The organism is Candidatus Eremiobacterota bacterium (genome assembly GCA_031082125.1).
GTDB lineage: Bacteria > Vulcanimicrobiota > CADAWZ01 > CADAWZ01 > Ess09-12 > Ess09-12.
In genome coordinates this window covers 16,406-35,555 of record JAVHLM010000027.1, presented here as the reverse complement: position 1 = coordinate 35,555, position 19,150 = coordinate 16,406, and the positions used below count along the sequence as shown (strand labels likewise).

Here is a 19,150-nt window from a genome sequence, read left to right as displayed (position 1 = left end):
GCACGATGCTTCTTCTTTTTTTCTCATGATAGCACTATCGGGCGGCCTTTCCCACGTTGGATCGGCAAGACGCGTACCTGGGGAGGTGACAGGTAATCCGGCGCGATGACAGGCATGCCGGGCGGCCATAGAAATAGAGCCTGGCAAAGCGACCCCTGAAGCCTGAGCAGACACTTCTGATTGTGGCAATACCCAAGGCAGAGTATACTCTGCACGGCAAGTTCAAGAGCCGCGTCACTGCCTGTCCGGAGAATCTGCAATACTGCATCTGCAGACGCTCTTGATCATGCCGATCAGGAACCTTCTCCGGATCTGTTGACATACCGCCCCTGGTGCGATACAATTTATACTGCTGCCGATTGAAAGATGAGGAACATGCGGCATGCCGGGAGGTGGGAGATGAAGATTGAGCCCCAGAGATTTCACCAGGAAAGACCGCACCTTCCTCCCCCTTTGCCTGTCAATGACAGCGGGCCTGAAGATGCAGCGGAGCGCTTCGAGGAATCACCGTCTCCTGAGGGCGATACGGCGCGCCAGGAGGGCCTCAGGCAGCTCATCCTGGACAAAAACGCCACGGCAACGCTGGAAAAGTCAGTCACCGACGCCATAGTCAAGCCGCTGGGACTCCCCGATCCGGACGGCGGGTATTATCAGCATGACTGCATCGCCAGGAATGCCGGGGGCACGACGGCGGCCCTCGTCAAGAGGGGCCCCCATATGGATTCCCCCAGGGATCTCGTGCTCTTTGATCCTTCCATGCAGCAAAAGAGTGTGATCTCCACGACAGCCTGCAAGCTCTACGGGGCTCCTGACGGCACCTTTCTGCTCCTTGGAAGAAAGGGCTACAGTGATCCCACCCTCGTCACCTCCTATACCCCCGATGGAACGCAGCAGTGGAGCGTCAACCTCAATGAGCACGGCCTCTCACCCTTCATCGAGTCTGTACAGGTGAACAGCAGGGGGGAAGCCCTCATCGTGCACAACAGCAGCGAGGCCTCCATCGTGAAAGGTGGAGAGGTCACGAAGATTACCTCGTCAGGCCCGGGCCACCAGCTTTGCTTTGACGAGCTTGGCACATGCTATGACTGCGATCTCTATACCAGCAGGCCTTCATATACCATGCATGACGGCTCAGGCAGGACCAGGAAAAGGCTCCTCCCCCGGGTTCCCGGCGTCACGGGCGACGACTACAGCGGGAGAGGCGACTCGCCGAAGCGGCTTGATGACCACCACGTGCTGACTGACGGCTCTGTCGTAGTCACTGCCACACCCCTGAAGGCGGGGATGCCTGCCACATACCTGCTGAAGCCTGGAGCGACAAAGCCAATAGAGCTGGCCGCGAAAGACTATACTATCGTGAGGGAAAGCGTCCAGGGTCCTGGAGGCACCATCTGCTCAGTGGCCCTGAGGCTTGGTGCCGCAAAAACTCCCGGCAGTGCCCCACCCGCCGAGAGAGCCCTTATTGCCTTCAATGACGACGGCTCTGAAAAGTGGAGGGCACCGCTGCCCTCCACGGAGAGCGGGGCGGGAAGAGAAAAAGTATTCATGGACTCGAGAGGCCATGTCCTTGTCTTCTCAAATTTCCTGGAAGGCCGTACCCATGGAGGCTCCCCCGGTGCCTGCTGCCTCCAGGCCTTCGACACCGACGGCTCGCCCCTCTGGTCCAGGACCTTCAGGGACCCCATGGATCTGCTGAAGGCAGATGCTCACCGTGATGGAAGCATGGACCTCCTCTTCGACGGCGGGCCCGGGAGCCTCATTCACCTCGCTCCCTTCGACAGGGGAAGCGTCGAGACACTGAAAGAGAATACCATTGCAGAGAATGCGGGAAAAGAGGGCGTCACCCAGGGCGTCACCGTCGATCAGGACGAAAGCCTTGTCATCATTGGCGGTATAAAGCTCCCCATCAACAGGAGCTTCAGGTGGATCCACTGACGGGGGGGGCCGGGATCTCGCTTCCTCTCCTCGAAGAAGCGGCTTGTTGCTGCGATGGGGATGGTGGTTCCATGGAAACTCCTGCCAAGAATAGTGAGATTAGCGTGGTGCGGGTTACCTGCCCGGACAGCTTTTGCAGGAAGAGAAAAAATGTGTTATCATTACATCAGAGCATTACCTCATGGAGGCAATCTCATGATCCGCACGCAGATTCAACTCACCGAGGAACAGGCCCTGGCTCTCAAGAAAATGGCTGCCGCAAGAAATGAATCCACCGCTTCGCTCATCCGCGAGGCGGTCAATCTCCTCATTGAGTCAGTTCAGGATGCAAGCCGCGCGGTAAGGATTGAAAAAGCCCTTGCGGTTGCAGGCCGTTTCACGTCGGAGCAGAAAGATCTCTCTTTACGCCACGATTCCTACCTCTTCGAGGAGCATCACCCATGACTTATGTTGACACCTCAGCGTTCCTTGCAGTGCTTCTGGGCAACGATATCAATCACGGCGCAGCCCGGAAGATATGGGAGGGGCTTCTTGAATCGGGAGAGCCTCTCGTAAGCAGCAATTATGTGATCGTCGAGACAATATCGCTGCTCCAGAACAGGGTTGGTGTGGAGGCTGTCAGAGCATTCCTTGACAGTATCGCTCCCCTGCTTCACGTGGAATGGGTTGATGCGGTGCTGCACCGTATCGGCACGGAAAGCCTCATCGCCGCCGGCAGGAGAAGTCTCAGTCTCGTTGACTGCACCAGTTTTGCCCTTATGAGAAAAAGAGATAGGACATGTCTTTGCCTTTGACCGCCATTTCGTGGAATGTGGCTTTCAGAGCCTTGGCTCTTAACGGTGACGCGGACCCTGAAAGACCTCCGGTATGAAGGCATGAAAACTGGCACCATCAATCAGAAAGGAGTATGTCCGAGGTGCTGCCGCGCTGAGATCAGGTATCTTCGGCACTGTCATCACCCCGTGGAACTATGCTCCCGGCGGCCTTCTGCCATTTTCTCCTCTCCTTCTCCTCGAAAGTGACTTTCCTGACGAACTCCATGGTCCTGAAGAAACGCTTCAGGTCTTCAATGGCACCCTCTTCTCCCTTGGAATTGACCGCAGCACACTGCAATGATATAATCCTGGGAGACCCAAAGAAATGATATTCAGCCTCTCCAGCCCGGGAGGGATCCTTTATGTCTCTGAAAGACCCGCAGCTCAGCCTTTTCAAGGCTGCAGAAAACAACGATCTTGCCCTCGCCGAATCGGCTCTCCGTAACGGTGCAGACGTGAGCGGAACGAATGAGCGGGGAAAAAGTGTGCTGCTTGTCGCCCTGAGTGATGGCTCTGTGGAGGTGGCGAATCTCCTTCTCTTGAAGGGAGCCTCCCTCAAAGCGAGAGGCCCTCAAGGAGCAACAGCCCTCCACTTTGCCGCCAGTTCAGGATCCCTCGAGCTTATCAATCTGGCGCTGGCCGGGGGGATTGACATCAATCAGGCCAATGAAGAGGGAGAGACGGCCCTCATGTGGGCAGTGCTGGCCGACAATGCGGAAGCGGTGGAAGTGCTTGTCGAGAAAGGGGCTGACCTGAATGCCACCATAAGCAAAGGGCATTCTGCTCTTCACATCGCGGCATCAGAAAACTGCCCGAAGGCAGCTGCTGTACTCATCAGCCGCGGTGCCGCGATTGATATGAAAACAAAGCGAGGCACCACTCCATTATGCAATGCGGCATCAAGGGGCTCATTACCCGTCGCTGAACTGCTTATCAACCACGGAGCATGCATTGACGCCAATGATGGATATGGCTACAGTCCTCTTCACCTTGCGGTCTTGGCTGCTCAAAGGTCTCTCATAAGGCTGCTGCTCTCCAAAGGGGCCGCTTTGCTGAAGCATTCAGATGGAAAAGAGGATTTTCTTGACTGCTTTTCCGTCATGAACAATAGTCTGCTCGATGCCGATGTGGCCTTCGATGCGCTGGCGGTCTCACCCTGGCAGAAGGCTTTCATGATAACGAGCCGGGAAGCCCGGCAGAAGGTGGAGGAAGGCAGGGCCCTCGAAGAGGAAGGCGCATGGGAAAAGGCAGCCGAGGCTTACAGGGAGGCACTGAGCCTCGATCCGCTCTATGAGTGGGTCATCCTCAGGCTCTCGCACCTCTGCCGCCTCACGGGAAAGGAGAAGGAATCATGGAAGCTTGTCGCTGATCTGATAAAGATCCATCCCAGGGCGGACCATGTCTGCCTTCTTGGAAAATATCTCATTGAATCAGGGAAGAAGAGGAACCTCGAGGAGCTTCTCAGGATGTCCATCGGATACGGGTCTTCAGGCTACACCAGCTTTGAGATAGGGAAAATGTACATTGAGACAGAGCTCACTGCCAAAGCCATCAGGTCTTTCAGGCTGGCGGAAATGGATGAATATTACCGGTCAAGTGCGCTGGTGAACAGCGGAGTGGCTCATCACAATGCCTGCAGGCTCAAAGCGGCGAGGAAGCACTACAGAAGAGCTCTCAGGGAAAATAAGGAGGACTGCAGCATTCACAACTGTCTGGCGCTGCTCGAAGCGCAGAGAGGTGACGGCACGGCTTCAGAAAGACATTTGAGCGCTTCCAGGAGGCTGAGCCCTCCCGACAGAGAGCATCTTTATTTCAAGGCCCTTATCCTTTCCCTTGAAGGCAAGTATGCCGAGGCGGCCGATCTCTGCAATGAGTATCTCCAGGCTGACAGCAAGAACCTGCGAGTCCACTTCCAAAGCGGCCGGATGTGCCTCTTCGCAGGCCTGCACACGCGGGCAGCGGACCATTTCCGTGTCTCGGCGGCAACGGACCCTCTGTCTTTTTATGGAATCGCCTCAAGATTCTATATTGACTTCATTGAGAGCCCTTCGACAGTGACCATTGAGAGAATCAATACCCAGATAAGAAAGCGACCCGGCCTGTCTGACATGTGGTATCTCAAAGGGGAAATCCTGAGAAAAGAGAACAAGCATGACGAAGCGGAGAAGTGCTTTTTAAAGCTCAGGAAGCTCGATCCTTTTCATCCCTTCAGCGTTACAGCCCGCCATGAAGTGGAGCACCGCTGAAAAAGCGCTTCCCCATAATTTCTTGTATACTATCTGCGGAGGCCGGGGGCAGCCGAAACCAAGCTTCCTATCCTCCTCCTCATGCCTGTGACGGCTTGCCAGGGAGCGGATCCGTAGCATGCAGGATTTTTCTGCAGCATAAATAACTCCCCATGAGCCCGGAAGTTATGAAATCAAAATAATCGCCTGGAGCTCCCGGAGGGGCTCACCTGTAAAGCGCACTGCGATGAAAGGACAATGCCATGAAACATCCCTTCAGTTTTTACGGTCTGGCGCTTCTGCTCATCCTGTCCTGGTACTGTGCAGGCTGCAGCGGCAGTGATAATGCACAGATCGGAGGCTATGGCGGAGGAGGTGGCGCTGCCAATCCACAGGTCACGGCGGTGAGCAACCTGGACAATGGGGGCTCTCCCCTCAGAGTGGGCGACTGGTGCGAAGTGAAGGGCAGCGGATTCGGAGCCTCGCAGCAGAGCGGCGGGGCCTCCGGCTACGTGGCCTTCAGCGACGGGAGCACTGTCGTGAAGGCTTCCAGCTACGGCATATGGTCCGATTCATCGATAGTCTGCCAGGTTCCCCAGGGCGCGCCGATAAAAAACAGCTCCTCCAGAGAGTCGCTCCAGGTGCTCGTGGTGAATGCCTGGGGCGCCTCATCGGCATCAGGGGGAGTTGCCTGCACCGTGCCAGGCAATCCCACTCCCAATCCTGCACCTCAGCCCACCCCCCCCGTGCCTTCACCTTCTCCCTCGCCGACGGATGTCTATGGCGGCGGAGGCGTGGAAATCACTTCAGCCAGGACCTGTATGGGGCAGAGGAAGGCGCCTGCTGCAATCGGGCAGGACGGCGATCCCGACGAGGAGCAGTTCACCGCCTTCATCACCGATTCCAGCGGGCAGCAGAAGGATATCACAGGTGATGCCACGTGGTCGGTGAAAAAGTGGGGCTCCGGCGAAGCGGCCACCGTGGGCTTCATGGATTCCGGGAAGAAGGGCCTCTTCAAGGCGGGGTACTATGACGGATCATCGCTTAAAACCAGAAACTCCATGGAGGCCCTGGAAGTAAAGGCCTCATACGGGGGAAAAGAGGGGACGAGGAAGCTTGTCGTCGGCGCCCTGGAAATTCCCGGTGCGACCATCGCGGCGCAGGGCACCTCGATTAACGGGGTGACGGTCAGCGCCTTCTCCATGGGGCAGTACGAGGTGACCAATAATGAATACTGCCAGTTCCTCAATGACATGACGGCCCAGGGAATGGAAAACGGATACGAGGGAGGACAATACTGGTGGTATCCCTCTGACACCAGCTCATGGAGCGGCATCCAGTACAATTATGAAACGCCGCACTTCACCATCATAAGTCCCGAGAAGGGCACCTGGCCCGTTAACATTGTGACCTGGTACGGCGCCGTCGCTTATTGCAACTGGCTCACGAAACAGCATGGGATGACCGACGCCGATCTCTGCTACGGCCCTTTTACCGATGACGGGAGCGGCCGGTGGGGCCAGGGGGGGGCGAGTTACCATCCCGAAAGGAAGGGCTACCGCCTCGCCACCGAAACGGAGTGGGAATATGCGTGCCGGATCAAGGACAAGAACGGCGCGGTTTCAACGACTTCCTATTACTGGGGCGATGCACTGAGCGACAGCGATGCCAGTGACCCGGGCTGGACCTTTCTCTGGTTCTGGTCGAATTCAAAGCTTCCCGACCTCGTGCACCCCGCCGGCACAAAAAAGCCCAACGGGATTGGACTCTATGATATGAGCGGAAGCATATACGAGTGGATTAGCGACTGGTACGGCGATGGGGCATTCCCGAGCGACGGCTTCACCGGCGGCTCGCCGACACGCAACCCCAAGGGCCCCGTCACCGGACAATACCGCTGCCTGCGCGGCGGCTGCTACGACCTCCCTGCAAATGCCTGCGCTTCAGGGTACAGGAATTCCCTTGAGCCTTTTTTTTACTATACCGATGTGGGCTTCCGCGTCATGAGGACAAAATAGGGAGAGCTGTCCAGGTGCGCTTTGAAGACATCGCGCATCAGAGCGTGCTGCACCTGTAAGCATAAATAAAATATCAGCGCTGAATCATATTCCTGAACGCTTCCGCCACCGGCGCGGCCTCATCGTCAAAGATTCTCGCCGCGGTGACTTCCTTTGCCAGTGATTCAAAGATATCATCTCAATTCCTGTCCCATGACTATCGATTGCAATCGCGAATCAGATCCCGATTTCCAGATCATTTGCGGTAAACTCGGCGGTACTATCGATTACCACCGATAAACGCTCCGGCGCTCACATACGCAGCGGCAACTTTTCTCGCTTGCTCAGTCACTTCAATGACTTCCACGATATAATCGTCACCACACCCTCAAGCTGGTAACGAAGAAGAGGATGCTCAGTTCTTTCAACCTCGTCCATATAAAGTGCTGAAACAAAAGCTTCATGAGCCCCTTTATGAATTTGAGCAAAAAGTTCTTCCGTAATTTTACGCCTCTCTCTGGTTTACTGCTTTCCGATTCCCCATGGAATTCCTGTGTAAGAGTTCTGTAATGCCCTGGTGATATAATGATGGCAAAGGGAAAACTTCACCGAAATGAGGCTCTCCATATGATATCGGCACTGATGACGCTTGACTGGCTGAGGAGTGAGAAGAGGGGCGGCAACGGCGCCGGGCCGGGTCCCGAAGGCAATGAAGAGGGGAAGCTTGAGCTCCGGGGAGGGTGGCTTGTCAGGGGAAGACCGAAGAGAAGCATACCCATCCATACCCGCGAAAAAAGACGGTCCCGGAGATACCCTGACGGCCAGAGGGCAATCTGCCATCCCGACGGCTTGAGCTCTTTCAATGCCCAGGTCGTTGACGCCAGCCCGGGCGGCCTGAGGATCAGGACTGAGGGAGCGCTCGCACTGGAATCGTGGGTCAGCATAGTGCTGAGATTCGGAGGAGAGATGGGACTGTTTTTTGTAAAAACAGTCTGGCGGGGGGAACGGGAGGGCTCCCACGAATACGGCGTGCTGTTCTCGAAAATCGATCAGAACGGAAAGGGCCCCCTGGGGCGATATCTTACCCATCTTCGACAGCAGCCCTTATCATCAATGAGCTGACCGGGCGGGCGGGTGGACAGAGCAGCCCGGCCTCCTCATAAAGGCCCAGGGCGCGGCACGCATCGGCGAGGTTCCCCTGGGCGAGTGCTTTCAGGAAACCGCCGCAGGTGACTGCGCAAGGTATTCGCCATACCAGCGGGCCGCTTCACCATGGCGCTCCCTGCCGTGACAGCAGAGGCCGAGAGAGAAGAGGGCGCTGCTTCGCTCCCTGCCGTCCACCAGACCCCGGAGCAGCTCCTCGGCAAGGAGGTACTCCTTCTTTTCCCTGTAGGCCTCCGCCAGGGAGAGGACGTCCGAAGGCTTCAAGGGCATCGTCTTTCTTGTTTTCCCGAAGAGCAGGCTCATGGGAAGGTCAAGACACTGATACTTCGCGATCACCGCATCGGGTGAGAGCCTTACGCCGTGAAAACCGGAGAGGGGATCGACAGCCGCCATGGTGAGCACCTCCATCCTGACTATAGCATGAAGCCCCGTGTGTTTCTGTGCCGCAGGGCACTTCCTGCAGTTCTGCAGATTCAGTCAGAACGTCTTCCCGGCAATGGTCAGAGGCTCATGCCATCGGGATCTCCTCCTCGTTCTTCAGCACTCCGGGAACCTTCCCGGAGTCAAAGGTATAGTGCTCCCCGAACCTCAGCACGTGGAGCCACTTCTCAAAGCGGGTCCGAAGAGACCGCGGCTTTTAAGGATAGCAGTCTGCCTTTCTGCCTCCCACCCATATGAGCAAAAAAGAACCCCCATGGCAAGAATTTTTCGCCCATTCCAGAATCATCAAGAGCGCTCTTATTGATTCAATCCCGGCTGTCTGCGGCAGGCTCTTCACCTTCCCGCGGCGGAGGTCTTCACCGGCCCGAGGCGCTGAAGAGCGTCCAGGGATTGTCCTCCAGGGGCTTGAGATAGGGAGCCTCCCAGGCGAACTGCGGGTTGTCGATGAGGAACTGGTCCCAGGTGAAGGTCGAGCCGTCGGGGTGGCCTATTCTGGCCCAGAAGCTCATCGATTTCGCGAGCGTCGCATCGACTACCTTGGCGTCATTGGCGCCGAAAGGACGGGGTGCCTCGAAGCCCGGCATCTCCGGCACATTGGTGATCTCCATCCGGGCCATCAGCACCAGCCCGCCGGGGTTGATCCTGCCTAGGGCTTGTTCATACTGATCGGCTTCGAACTGCTTGCCCAGCTCCACATCAACGGTGCCCTTGTACTGGGTCATGAGGGCATTCCATCGCAGGCGCCTCGCGGTGACACAGTTGGTGTTGGCAAGCGCCATGGGCCAGTTCTGGCTGGTGTCCCAGCAGGTGGGGCTGCACTCATCCCTGATCATCTTGGAGTCATCGACATAGTTTTCCCCGTCGTAATAGCCCTGCCTGGAGCGGTAGAACGAAGAGTTCACGAGCCCCAGCTCGAGCTTTCCTATCTCCCTGGTGTTGACGTCGCCGATGAGCCAGCTGTTGGCATAGGCGCCGTTGTTATTCTCTCTCATGATCCGCACGAAGTCATCGAGGGAGGCTGAGTACTGCGCAGCCTTTCTTGCCCGGACAAACTCGGGCACGCCCTGCGTGTCAAAGCCGGAGTAATTGCCGATGGTGGTCTCCGTGATGACAATGCCGGCTGAGTTCACGTAGAAGTCGGTGCCGCTGTCGATGAAGCCGGGCCAGGCCTGCATGATGATGCTGTATCCCGACGAAGGCTTTATATCAAGAATGATTTTCCCTCTCTGGCCGATTATATAGTCATCCCAGGAATTGTGCCCCATGACCACGTTACCGTCCTTCGTGCAGGAACCGGTGGCGATAAACGCTGAGCATCGCATCTTCGGAATCCGTCCCCGGTGGATCTTTTCTGTCGTCGTTGAAATCGAGGGAAGGTAATATTCCGAGAGCTCCATATTGGCGTTCGATGCTATCATGTCCGTCACATCATAGGACATCCCCCTCGCCTGCAGCCCCGCCGCAATGCCTGCAAGCTCGTCCATGTACTCCTTCTCTATGCGGGGAGCCATGATTGTTGCTGCCGCGTTCCGGTAAAAGTCCCAGTCCTTGCCGGTAGTGTTCTGGAGATACACTTTCAGCACCGTGATGAAATCATCTATCTCGGGAGCGCAGAGATGGCCGTACTGGTAGCCGCGATCACCGGGTGCGCCTTCGATGTGGATGAAGACCCACCCCCCTTTTTCCTCGCGTGAGGCTTTCGCGAGAATACCGCCGTCCCCGCAGCCTGCAGCCTGGGCGCTCCCTGAGCCGGAAGACGAGCAGCCTGAGAGCATGAAAGCTGCGGCGAGCAAGACGAGGAAGAGAGCTGAGAGCGCGGAGAGATAACGCCTGTGTTTCATGGAAGCCTCCTTTTGAGTGGTGCACAAGCCGGCACGGTACTTATTCAGGTAAATTCCGGAAATGTCCGAATAGTTCCTGGCGAAGAGAGGCAGGAGGGGCCAGAGAGAAAAAAATTCCAGGAAGCGGTGCTCAGGCACCTGCGATTCAGCTCGATTGCACCAATGGCCGGGGCCGGTAATTTATGATGCCTTGTTGAAGTACTGCTTCAGCGCCGTCTCTATTACTACTATCCGCTTGACGCCTTTCTCCTTCGCCTCTTTCTCTATGAGGTGAGCCAGTTCTTCATTGAGCCTCAGAAAGATATTCTTTTTGGTGCGCTTCCTCTCCCCTCTTGCATTTCTGCACACCGGGCACCCGCATCCTTTCTTGTGGCCCATGCGCTGGCGGATTTCAGGGTAGGGCTCTACCCAGATAACATCATCTCCTTCTACCTGAGATGGTTCCGGGATGGCAATGTCCCTGTTCAGGTTATGCTTTATTGCCATCGAGAGCACATCCTGAGACCTGCTCCTGAGCTCGTCCAGATTCTTGCCCTGCGTGATGGCATGAGGGAAATCAATGAACTCAATAAAATACATGGTATCAGATTCTTTCTGGTATCTGGCAGGATACCTCATCATATTATTTCCCCCTTTTTTTCTTTTCAATTTCTCTCATCAGCTTTTTCACCCTGTGCTCGATTCCCGCTGACACTTCTTCTGAATAGCGGCGGATTATGGGAACATACCCGTCAATGAGCTCATGGGTCCAATGATCGTGCTCCGTTCCGTGCTCAAGCAGGAACCACCCCTGTGCTTTGATTTTTCTGAGAAGTTCTCTTACTCTCATAATTTTTATTCCTGTTATTATATTATAACATTTATATATACATTAGACAATGCTGTTATGGAGAGCTCCTGCTATGACAATCTCCTTTTGATAAGCTCAAAAAGTGAGTCTTGGAAAAGCCGGAAAAGAATGATAAGATTGAAAATAACATCGCCTATAAGCCAGGTGACATCATACTGGTAAGCTTCGCGTCTGCAGAGAAAGAAGAAACCAAGCAGAGGCCCGCACTGGTGCTTAGCACCGAAAGCTATCATCTGGGGCGCAGGGAGCTTATCATGGCTGCAGTCACTGGCAATACCGGACGGATTCTCACAGGCGACACGGCACTCAATGAATGGAAAAAAGCGGGTCTCCTCTATCCCACGGTCGTCACTGCCGTTATCCGTACCATGAAGCAGGACATGGTAAGGCGAAAGCTGGGAAGTATCACCCCTGAAGATTTCCACTCGGTGATATGGAGCCTGAAAGAGATCCTGAGCCTCTAATCGGCATTTGCCGCCAGGTGCAGGGGGACCGCACCCTCCAGATTGGCATCATGGCGGATGGCTCCATGGGCGAGGAGGGCCGCGTATTCCAGGGAGAACCGATCACCATTTCCAGAGATACCAGACTCACCGCGGCCTTGACCGGGAGGTGATGAGAGATCTTGTGAGCTGCAGGTGGGTCAAAGCAGGTAGGAATGTCATCCTGACCGGCCCCACGGGGATCGGCAAATCGTGGATAGCCTGCGCTCTTGGAGTCATCAGAATGATCTTCTCTATCCAGGCCCTCTGGTGAACCTAAGCAGTCTGAAATAGCTCTGCCACCGTTTCGAAAGCGCATTGGGATAGCATAAGGTAAAGTCTGCGGTCAGATTTAAGATATGGCGGCACGCGGGTCGGCAGGGAAACCGCCGCAGGTGACTGCGTTTCAGAGGCCGTTCTCTATGGCCTTACGGATGTCTCCCTCCTGTGGGTAGCCCGCTTTTGCCCAGCTTCCCTTCACCAGGACCACGCCGCCGGCAAAGGTCACCCCGCACCCGGCGGGATCATCAAGGTTGACGAACTTTATCTCTTTCAGGCCTTTGTTTACCGCTTCCCTGCCGATATCATCCTTGCAGACGGCCTTCACGGCACTCACCATATACTTCAGCCCCTGGTTCTCAAAGAACTTCATCGCCCTGAGGTCTTCGCTGAAGCTCTCCCATGCTACGGTGACCGGTATCTCCCGGCCTGCCAGGGCGGCAAGCTCGTCATGGTATCTCGGCAGCACCTCTTCCTGCAGCTTTTTGATAACGCGTTTCTCTTCCAGTCCCATGGTAGGTTCCTCCTTATTGTGCGAAAGCATTTTGGCCATGCCCCATGGAAAAACTGCCCATGGGCACCCCTTATGGATGTTTTCCGCTGAGCGCCGATTTCCTTCACCGGAATGAGACGAGAAAGCCAGGTGGCTCCCGGCCTTTCCGAACCGGCTTTACAGGGAATCGACAGGTCAGGAGCCATAATATCTTTCCCCCGCAAAAAAACATTCCGCCCGGCGGCAGATCCGGCATGAAGCACATGGAAACCGGCCCAATCTTTAGCTGGCCGGTCTTTTATGGCCTTCAGGGTCATTTTTGACCTTTTCACCCTTTAAGGGCCTCTGGCGGGGCATCCTGCAATGGCCAAATAACCCCTTCAATATGGGCTTTTCTGGGGGTTGTCCTTTTGCTTTTTCCCTCTCACTATGGTATCATTATTACATGGATACGTTTGAGACCCACACCATTCACTCAGTTTTCCTGCCCGATGAAGAAGAGCTTCTTCACCTCGCGGATCCTTGCTGCCTTAATGACCACGAGGACATGCTCCTTCTCCCCGAGCCTCATGAGCTTCCCGAGGGGACCCCCTGCAGGCCCGGGCACCTTGTTAAAATCACCAGGGAGGGCCTCATTCCCGAAGCAGAAAGGCTCACCGAGGACATCACCTTCGGCTCCATCGACAGGGACGAGCGGGCATCACGGATCGATTTCACCCTCTGTGAGGCAGTCCGCGGCCGCCTCGCACTGGATCTTCTGCTCGGCGGCCTTCTCGTCACTCTTAAAGCGAAAGGGGTTGATCAGTTAGGATACCGCTCCATGGGGACCTTCGCCACGGAGCATCTCTCGTTCTCGGGGCGCACCGCGTCGGAGCTGATGCACAACTTCGAGCTTCTCAGGGCGCTCCCCCTCACGCGGGAGGCCTATCTTGAGGGCAGAATCGCAAAGAGCGCCCTCAGGCATCTCTCGAGGGTCGCGACGCCTGAGAATGAGTCCCGGTGGCTCGCCGTTGCAGAGGTGCGCTCCCTGTGCGGCCTCGAGGGGGAAGTGAAGAAGGCCCTCGCCGAAGGGAAGGCCGGATCGGCTCCCGTTTCCGCAGGTGCTCCCGAAGCCGGAGACGAGGGCACAATGATGTATTTCAGCGTGGCGCCCTCACTTGCCCTCACCTGGGACTTCGCCCTCTCCCTCTTCAGGGACAAAGAGCACTATGACGGGCCTGTCGCCGGATTTGTCGAGGCGCTTCTCGCCAATTACCTGACTTCCGGGGAGGTCACTCCAGAGCTTCCTGCCATCGATAGCGAGGGGAGCCGCCCCATATTCTCCCGGGTCCCCCTCCTGAAAAGGCGGATGAGAAACCGGCGTGTGAGCGATCCCGATGAGGTTGTCGGGCATGCCTTCGGAGGCCTTTCCTTCAGCTCGCCCTGGGAGCAGCCCTGGAGCATCCATTTCCCGTCGTGGCTGGAAGAGTGCCGGCCGGGAAGAGACGCCGGGGTCTCCGCCAGGGCGGTTGCGGGCCGCCTCCGGAGGGCCGCCTCTATCCGCCAGAGGCTCGACGTGGCAGCGGGGATGCTCCTTCGGGCGATGGATGAGAGGCAGCTCCACCGCCTTCTCGGCTATGAGTTCATCGAGGACTATGCCGGGGAGCGCTGCGGCTTCTCGATGGCGCAGACCCGCCAGATCATAAGGCTCGCCGAGGGATTCCGCCGCCACTCCCTCACCGAAGAAGCCTTCAGGAAGGGCGTCATCACCAGGGAGCAGGCGCGCCTCATCCTCCCTCTGGTGGACTCCAGGAATGAATCGCAGTGGATTGCCTATGCCGCGAGCGTGCCCACGGCGGACCTCAGGGAAGAGGCGGGGCGAGTTGCCAGGATCCTTGAATATGACTGCCTGGTCTCCCACAATTATACTTTGCTTCCCGGCCTCCGCTATCTCACCGACGAGAGGTTCCGGGGCCTTTCTCCGGAGGTGCAGGACTGCATACGTGATGGCTCGTGGTATAAGGGCCCCTCTCTTTGCTCTTCGTGGCCTCTCGCGTCAGACGACGAGAAGCTCATTGCAGGCCGCGACAGGCGCTTCGATGCGCCCTGGAAGTATTTCAGCGATGTCGATGAGATGATGGCCTCTGAGGCTTCCCATGAAATTGAAAGAAATTCCAGGCTGTGTGCGGGGCAAAAGGCCCGGCAGATCTGCACCATTCCCCGGGGCGAGAATCCCGAGGAGACCTTCCTGGTGGACATCCTCACGGCGGGAGATCCCTCGCCGGCGGCAGGGAGCTCCATGATGATAAAGTTCTTTCTCCCCCGGGAGCTTGATCAGGTCTGGAACGTGGCGGCACGGGCTTTTCTCAGTCATATCGCTCAGGCGGAAGGCGCCGGTGCCACAGATGATGCCTTGGGTGGCCCTGAAGAGAGATTCCTTGCCGCCCTGCTTGCTGATTACCTGACCACCGAAGGGCATTTCCACAGAGCATCACATCACCATAAAATCCTGAAGCGCGACCGGTTCCGCTGCCAGACCCCCGGCTGCCGCTGCAGGCGCAAGCTGCATGTGCACCATATCATCAGGCGCTCCCAGGGGGGCACCGATGACCCCTGGAACCTCATTGTGCTCTGCGAGGCCTGCCATCTCCACCTCCTCCATGGCCTGCGGACCCTCACCGTGAAAGGCAGGGCGCCTTACGAGCTCACCTTCACCTTCGGCTCCCCTTCGGAAGGCACCCCTTTCCTGGTCTATGAAAAGGGTCTCCTGTCACTCTCACCTTTCCCCGGATAAGCACCAGCGGTATTGTAACCGCCGCAGCCATCACTATCGCCGGCGCAGAGCCTAGAGCCCCCCGGTCCCGGTCCAAGCCCCTCACCCAGCCCGAGTCCTCTTCCCGTGCCAGTTATTACAGGAGCTGCTCCAGCGTCCGTTGCTCAGGGCTCCGATATCATCATCTCTGGAACGGACTGCTATGCCATCTCCTGAAAAGCCCGGAGAGTTCCTGGTGAGCCCTGCACACGGTGTCCGAAATTTCTCACCGGCGCCTGATTTCCCATGCACTTTTCCCACCCCATGAATCTCCAGCCTGTGGGACAGCCGGAGAGCTTTGCCGAGAAGCGCCCAGGGGTGACCGGTGTGACGAAAATACCGGGGAAACCATGATCCATGTGATGACCAGGTGCCCGCAAAAGGCTCTTTCCAGCAGGAGGCCTTCCCCGGTTTTAACAATTTCTTAACATTCCGGCAATATTTCGTTAATTGCTTTCCTCCCCATGATCCCTTATACTTAAATTAACAGTAAATTATGTAAACAATAAAAAGTGATTACATAGGAGGCAGCGATGACAGAGAGCACCGTCACCCAGGTCCCGGGAAATTTCACTCAAGCTCCTCTTCACTCACCGCCGCAGGGCTCCCGCGGCGAGGCACCCAGGCCGTCAGCGGGCCTTCAGGGCGCCGCCTTTGATCCCGTGGCGGCATTCCAGGCGAACAGCTTTAACAACTCTGTGCTTTCCCATATCGAAAGGCTCACCACCATGCCAAGGGCAGGGCTCCTTGCTCCCCAGGGAGCCTCGGCGACTCCGCCACCGCCCACCGGTGCCCCGCCAACGACCTTCTCTCAGACAGCAAGGAGCAATTTCGCTCAGTGGGATACAAACCATGACGGCTCCCTCTCCAGGGAGGAGCTTCAGAATGCAATTGTCAGCTCATCGAACAGGGGCGACAATGCTGCTGCCCTCTCCACGCTCTATACGCTCTATGACAAGATCAGGAGCCTCTACCCCGACGGGACATTCGTTGAAGGCGGAGTGAGCCTCAACGACCTCAGTGTGTATGAGCACAGGAACCAGAACAGCCCGAATGACGATACCACATCGAGCATCAACGGGCGCTTCAGCTCAATGAGGGCCCAGATCGCCGGGCAGTCCAGGCAGGTCTTCGCCAACGGCGCTCCCAATCCCGAGGCGATCCAGCAGGGGTACCTGGGTGACTGCTACTTCATCGCGCCCCTCTATGGGCTGTGCCGGAACAACCCCCAGGCGGTGAGGAACATGATCACCGACAACGGGAACGGGACTTACACCGTGCGCCTGCCGGGGCGGGATCCCGCCACGGTGAGCACGCCCACCGACGCCGAGATAGCCATTTACGCCTGCGCGGGGGCTGACGGGCTGTGGCTCGCCATCATCGAAAAAGCTTACGGCCAGACCATCAACAACGGCGCATGGTTCTCGACGAGCACCATCCCCGCCGAGGCCGCCGACGGTGGCGGGCTCATAAGGACGGGGCTTGGAGCGGTGACAGGCCACGGCGTTGACGTGGACTGGCTCTGGTGCACCAGGTACGGCACCACCAGGAACAAGCTGCAGGAGGCCCTGCAGAACGGGAGGGTCATCACCGCGGCAACAGTGAGAAATCCCTCCCTCAGGGGAATTGCGGGAAATCACGCCTACGCAATCACCGGGCACAATGCCGATACCAACAGGATCAGGTTCAGGAACCCCTGGGGCTTCGGCGGAGAGCCCACGAACGCGGGGGGACAGGCGCAGGACGGCAGCAACGACGGCATCTTCGAGATCTCCATGGAGGACTTCTATGCCAACTTCACTGCCATCGGGTATGACGAGGGGTCTTAAGCGTGGGGCTGCTCAGGAAGTTTGATTGCTCCGTGGTATTAGTGGTATACTATGAAGGGCGGGACTCTTCCCGGAAGCTCCGGAATCAGCGTGAAGGGGCTGTCTCTGCAGCAACCGGAGCCGGCACCGGCTGACATGAACTTCTCCACTATTTCCCTGTTGGCGGGGGTAGTGCGGGGAGTAAGACCCTGGCAAAAAAAATCGGGGTCTGTCCCTCTTTCGTACTAGTCAAATATCTCAGATGTCGGTATATAATATAAATACGGTATTTTCATGCAGCTTCAGGGGGGAAAGCATGTCAGATGATTTCAGCATAGGCAGCATCGACAGCGTACAGAGTTCTGCTCCTCAGCCGTCGGCCAGTGACTCAGGCCAGGCATCAGCGACTCCGTCACCATCCGCACCGGGCATGGACCCGTCCGGGACGGAGGGAAGAGATGACGGTGCCTCTGAGAGCATACAGAACAGGGTCACGAACCCCGAGGACAGGGCAACCATCTCGACAGAGTCGAGAGAAGACCTCACGGGAAAGGCTGACGAAAAGAAGCCTTCTCCGAATGCCGGGAAGAATGCCGACTCCGGGAAGGGTGCGGCTCCTCAGGACTCCGGCAGGACAGATGAAAAGGGCAGTGATGAAGCACTCGCCTGGTTCAATGACAAGCTGAAGAGCCTGAATGACAAGGACACGAAATCAGCGGGGGAAAGCAGCAACGCAGGCCCGGCTGCCGCAGACGGCACTGCCGGCAAGCCCGCTCCTGCGCATGCGGCAGAGCCCGTTTCACCACCTAAGGAGAGCAAAAAGGAAACATCCCTGGACAAGCTCATCTCCATGTTCAAGGATCCCTCACTTCCAGGAAAGACTGCCAAGGAACGCATGCAGCATGTGCTGGATTCAACGAGAAACGGCAGCAGCAGCCTGCATTTCGCGCAGAAGTTCGATGACAGCGGATTCAATCCTGATTTTCAGGACGGGAAGCTCCTGAAGAACCCTGAGCTCTCCAACAACCAGGTGGGACATTTCCTCACTGCCGTTGACTGCGCGTCCACGAGCGGGCCTGCTTATTATGGATATCAGAGAGCAGCCATAGGCCATGAGAAGTCCGGCGACCATGAAGGCGGGTCATGGAACAACGTCGTGCAGACGTGGCAGGCCAGCCATGCCGACGTGGGCAGCTTCGAATCGGCCATCGAGAGTGCAAAGGCCGGTGACAGGAAGGGCGTGAAGGACTCAGTGGCCAAGATTCTCACCGATCTTCCCTATACGCACGAGCCCTGGCCTGCAGATAATCCACGCAGAGGGAACAGCCACCAGGATCTTGCATTGACTGCATACGGATATGCGCTGGAACAGAAGATACAGGACGGCTCACTCGCTACTTCGCAGGATGTGGCCCAATGGCTTGAGAAGAACCTGAAATAGCAGGTCCTTCAGAGTTCTGCCGGCACCCCAAGAGGGCAGTCGTTACGGCTGCCCTTGGACTCAGTGCATATCCCACTACGAGTTTCTTTCCCGGTTCTATGATATGATGATTGATGGTCCGTGCGGTAAGATCTCTACTCAGATTGAGGATAGCTGGCAGACGGGGCTCCTGCAAGGACCCGCCCCCATTCAGAAGCCGCAGTGCGGGAGGATGACCGACCTGTCACCCCTTCGGGAACCAGCTTCATCATTGACGCGGGGAAGGGCGCCCTCACTCTTTCGCCCCGTGGCGCTCCAGAAGCTCCACGATATTCCCCGGCCTGTATTTTTTCGCATAGTAGAGAGGGGGCTGGCCGCTCCTGTCCCTGCTGTTGACCTGCGCGCCCTTTGAGAGAAGGAGCCTGACGGTCCCGGGGTGCTCCGCCCACACCGCTCTTTGAAGGGGGGTGTCGCCGAGCGTGTCAACCTCGGCCCCCAGCAGGCGGGGATTTCTTTTCACGAGCTTTTCGGCCGATGAGGCGTCCCTGTTCTGCAGCGCCGCGCAGAGCTTCTTCATGTCGCTCCTTCCCCCGCAGCCGCAAAAAAAGA

At 57.1% G+C, this 19,150-nt stretch carries 18 protein-coding genes; 11 read left to right on the top strand and 7 right to left on the bottom strand.

Translation table 11 applies throughout. The features are described 5' to 3' along the window. The first annotated feature begins 399 nt into the window (after window positions 1–399). The 3 genes from RDV48_24040 to RDV48_24030 all read left to right on the top strand — a co-directional run bounded on the left by RDV48_24040 (window position 400) and on the right by RDV48_24030 (window position 2,729). On the top strand, window positions 400–1,935 hold the full coding sequence (locus RDV48_24040) for a hypothetical protein (protein MDQ7825895.1): 1,536 nt from the start codon (window positions 400–402) through the stop codon (window positions 1,933–1,935). 195 nt (window positions 1,936–2,130) lie between these two features. Then, window positions 2,131–2,379 (top strand): ribbon-helix-helix protein, CopG family, encoded by a 249-nt coding sequence (locus RDV48_24035; protein ID MDQ7825894.1) that lies wholly within the window; start codon window positions 2,131–2,133, stop codon window positions 2,377–2,379. Continuing rightward, a complete protein-coding gene (locus RDV48_24030) occupies window positions 2,376–2,729 on the top strand; it encodes a PIN domain-containing protein (GenBank protein ID MDQ7825893.1) in 354 nt (117 codons plus the stop codon). The genes RDV48_24035 and RDV48_24030 overlap by 4 nt, the downstream gene beginning before the upstream one ends. Window positions 2,730–2,868: 139 nt before the next feature. On the opposite strand, the gene RDV48_24025 is transcribed toward RDV48_24030, so the two are convergent. Beyond that, window positions 2,869–3,048 carry a hypothetical protein gene (locus RDV48_24025; protein MDQ7825892.1) on the bottom strand — a complete coding sequence of 60 codons (180 nt, stop codon included), beginning with the start codon at window positions 3,046–3,048 and terminating at the stop codon, window positions 2,869–2,871. Window positions 3,049–3,112: 64 nt separating this feature from the next. Between RDV48_24025 and RDV48_24020 the strand changes: the two genes are divergently transcribed. From RDV48_24020 to RDV48_24010, 3 genes are all read left to right on the top strand, one after another. Beyond that, window positions 3,113–4,996 (top strand): ankyrin repeat domain-containing protein, encoded by a 1,884-nt coding sequence (locus RDV48_24020; protein ID MDQ7825891.1) that lies wholly within the window; start codon window positions 3,113–3,115, stop codon window positions 4,994–4,996. Window positions 4,997–5,238: 242 nt separating this feature from the next. Then, the gene (locus RDV48_24015; protein MDQ7825890.1) at window positions 5,239–6,993 is read left to right on the top strand and encodes an SUMF1/EgtB/PvdO family nonheme iron enzyme; all 1,755 of its coding nucleotides are present in this window, start codon (window positions 5,239–5,241) and stop codon (window positions 6,991–6,993) included. Window positions 6,994–7,599: 606 nt separating this feature from the next. Beyond that, the gene (locus RDV48_24010) at window positions 7,600–8,094 is read left to right on the top strand and encodes a PilZ domain-containing protein (GenBank protein ID MDQ7825889.1); all 495 of its coding nucleotides are present in this window, start codon (window positions 7,600–7,602) and stop codon (window positions 8,092–8,094) included. Between the two features lie 90 nt (window positions 8,095–8,184). Here RDV48_24010 and RDV48_24005 read toward each other — a convergent pair whose 3' ends face one another. From RDV48_24005 to RDV48_23990, 4 genes are all read right to left on the bottom strand, one after another. Beyond that, window positions 8,185–8,529 (bottom strand): tetratricopeptide repeat protein, encoded by a 345-nt coding sequence (locus RDV48_24005; protein ID MDQ7825888.1) that lies wholly within the window; start codon window positions 8,527–8,529, stop codon window positions 8,185–8,187. A 404-nt stretch (window positions 8,530–8,933) separates the two neighbouring features. Beyond that, window positions 8,934–10,418: a C45 family peptidase gene (locus tag RDV48_24000; protein ID MDQ7825887.1), complete on the bottom strand. Its 1,485-nt coding sequence runs from the start codon at window positions 10,416–10,418 to the stop codon at window positions 8,934–8,936. 180 nt (window positions 10,419–10,598) lie between these two features. Next, entirely contained in the window at window positions 10,599–11,039 is a 441-nt protein-coding gene (locus RDV48_23995; protein ID MDQ7825886.1) for a hypothetical protein, read from the bottom strand. Window position 11,040: 1 nt separating this feature from the next. Continuing rightward, on the bottom strand, window positions 11,041–11,247 hold the full coding sequence (locus RDV48_23990; protein ID MDQ7825885.1) for a hypothetical protein: 207 nt from the start codon (window positions 11,245–11,247) through the stop codon (window positions 11,041–11,043). 110 nt (window positions 11,248–11,357) lie between these two features. On the opposite strand from RDV48_23990, the gene RDV48_23985 reads away from it, so the two are divergent. Continuing rightward, window positions 11,358–11,732, top strand: a complete 375-nt coding sequence (locus RDV48_23985) for a type II toxin-antitoxin system PemK/MazF family toxin (protein MDQ7825884.1) — start codon at window positions 11,358–11,360, stop codon at window positions 11,730–11,732. Window positions 11,733–11,739: 7 nt separating this feature from the next. Continuing rightward, window positions 11,740–12,024: an ATP-binding protein gene (locus RDV48_23980; protein MDQ7825883.1), complete on the top strand. Its 285-nt coding sequence runs from the start codon at window positions 11,740–11,742 to the stop codon at window positions 12,022–12,024. Window positions 12,025–12,156: 132 nt separating this feature from the next. Here RDV48_23980 and RDV48_23975 read toward each other — a convergent pair whose 3' ends face one another. Next, window positions 12,157–12,543, bottom strand: a complete 387-nt coding sequence (locus RDV48_23975; GenBank protein ID MDQ7825882.1) for a hypothetical protein — start codon at window positions 12,541–12,543, stop codon at window positions 12,157–12,159. Between the two features lie 424 nt (window positions 12,544–12,967). Between RDV48_23975 and RDV48_23970 the strand changes: the two genes are divergently transcribed. From RDV48_23970 to RDV48_23960, 3 genes are all read left to right on the top strand, one after another. Continuing rightward, window positions 12,968–15,295, top strand: coding sequence for an HNH endonuclease signature motif containing protein (locus tag RDV48_23970; protein ID MDQ7825881.1), 2,328 nt, complete (start codon window positions 12,968–12,970; stop codon window positions 15,293–15,295). Window positions 15,296–15,846: 551 nt separating this feature from the next. Continuing rightward, window positions 15,847–17,142 (top strand): C2 family cysteine protease, encoded by a 1,296-nt coding sequence (locus RDV48_23965; protein MDQ7825880.1) that lies wholly within the window; start codon window positions 15,847–15,849, stop codon window positions 17,140–17,142. A 295-nt stretch (window positions 17,143–17,437) separates the two neighbouring features. Further along, on the top strand, window positions 17,438–18,562 hold the full coding sequence (locus RDV48_23960) for a hypothetical protein (GenBank protein MDQ7825879.1): 1,125 nt from the start codon (window positions 17,438–17,440) through the stop codon (window positions 18,560–18,562). 271 nt (window positions 18,563–18,833) lie between these two features. Here the strand turns inward: RDV48_23960 and RDV48_23955 are convergent, their stop codons facing one another. Then, window positions 18,834–19,118, bottom strand: coding sequence for an ankyrin repeat domain-containing protein (locus tag RDV48_23955; GenBank protein ID MDQ7825878.1), 285 nt, complete (start codon window positions 19,116–19,118; stop codon window positions 18,834–18,836). Window positions 19,119–19,150: the final 32 nt, after the last annotated feature.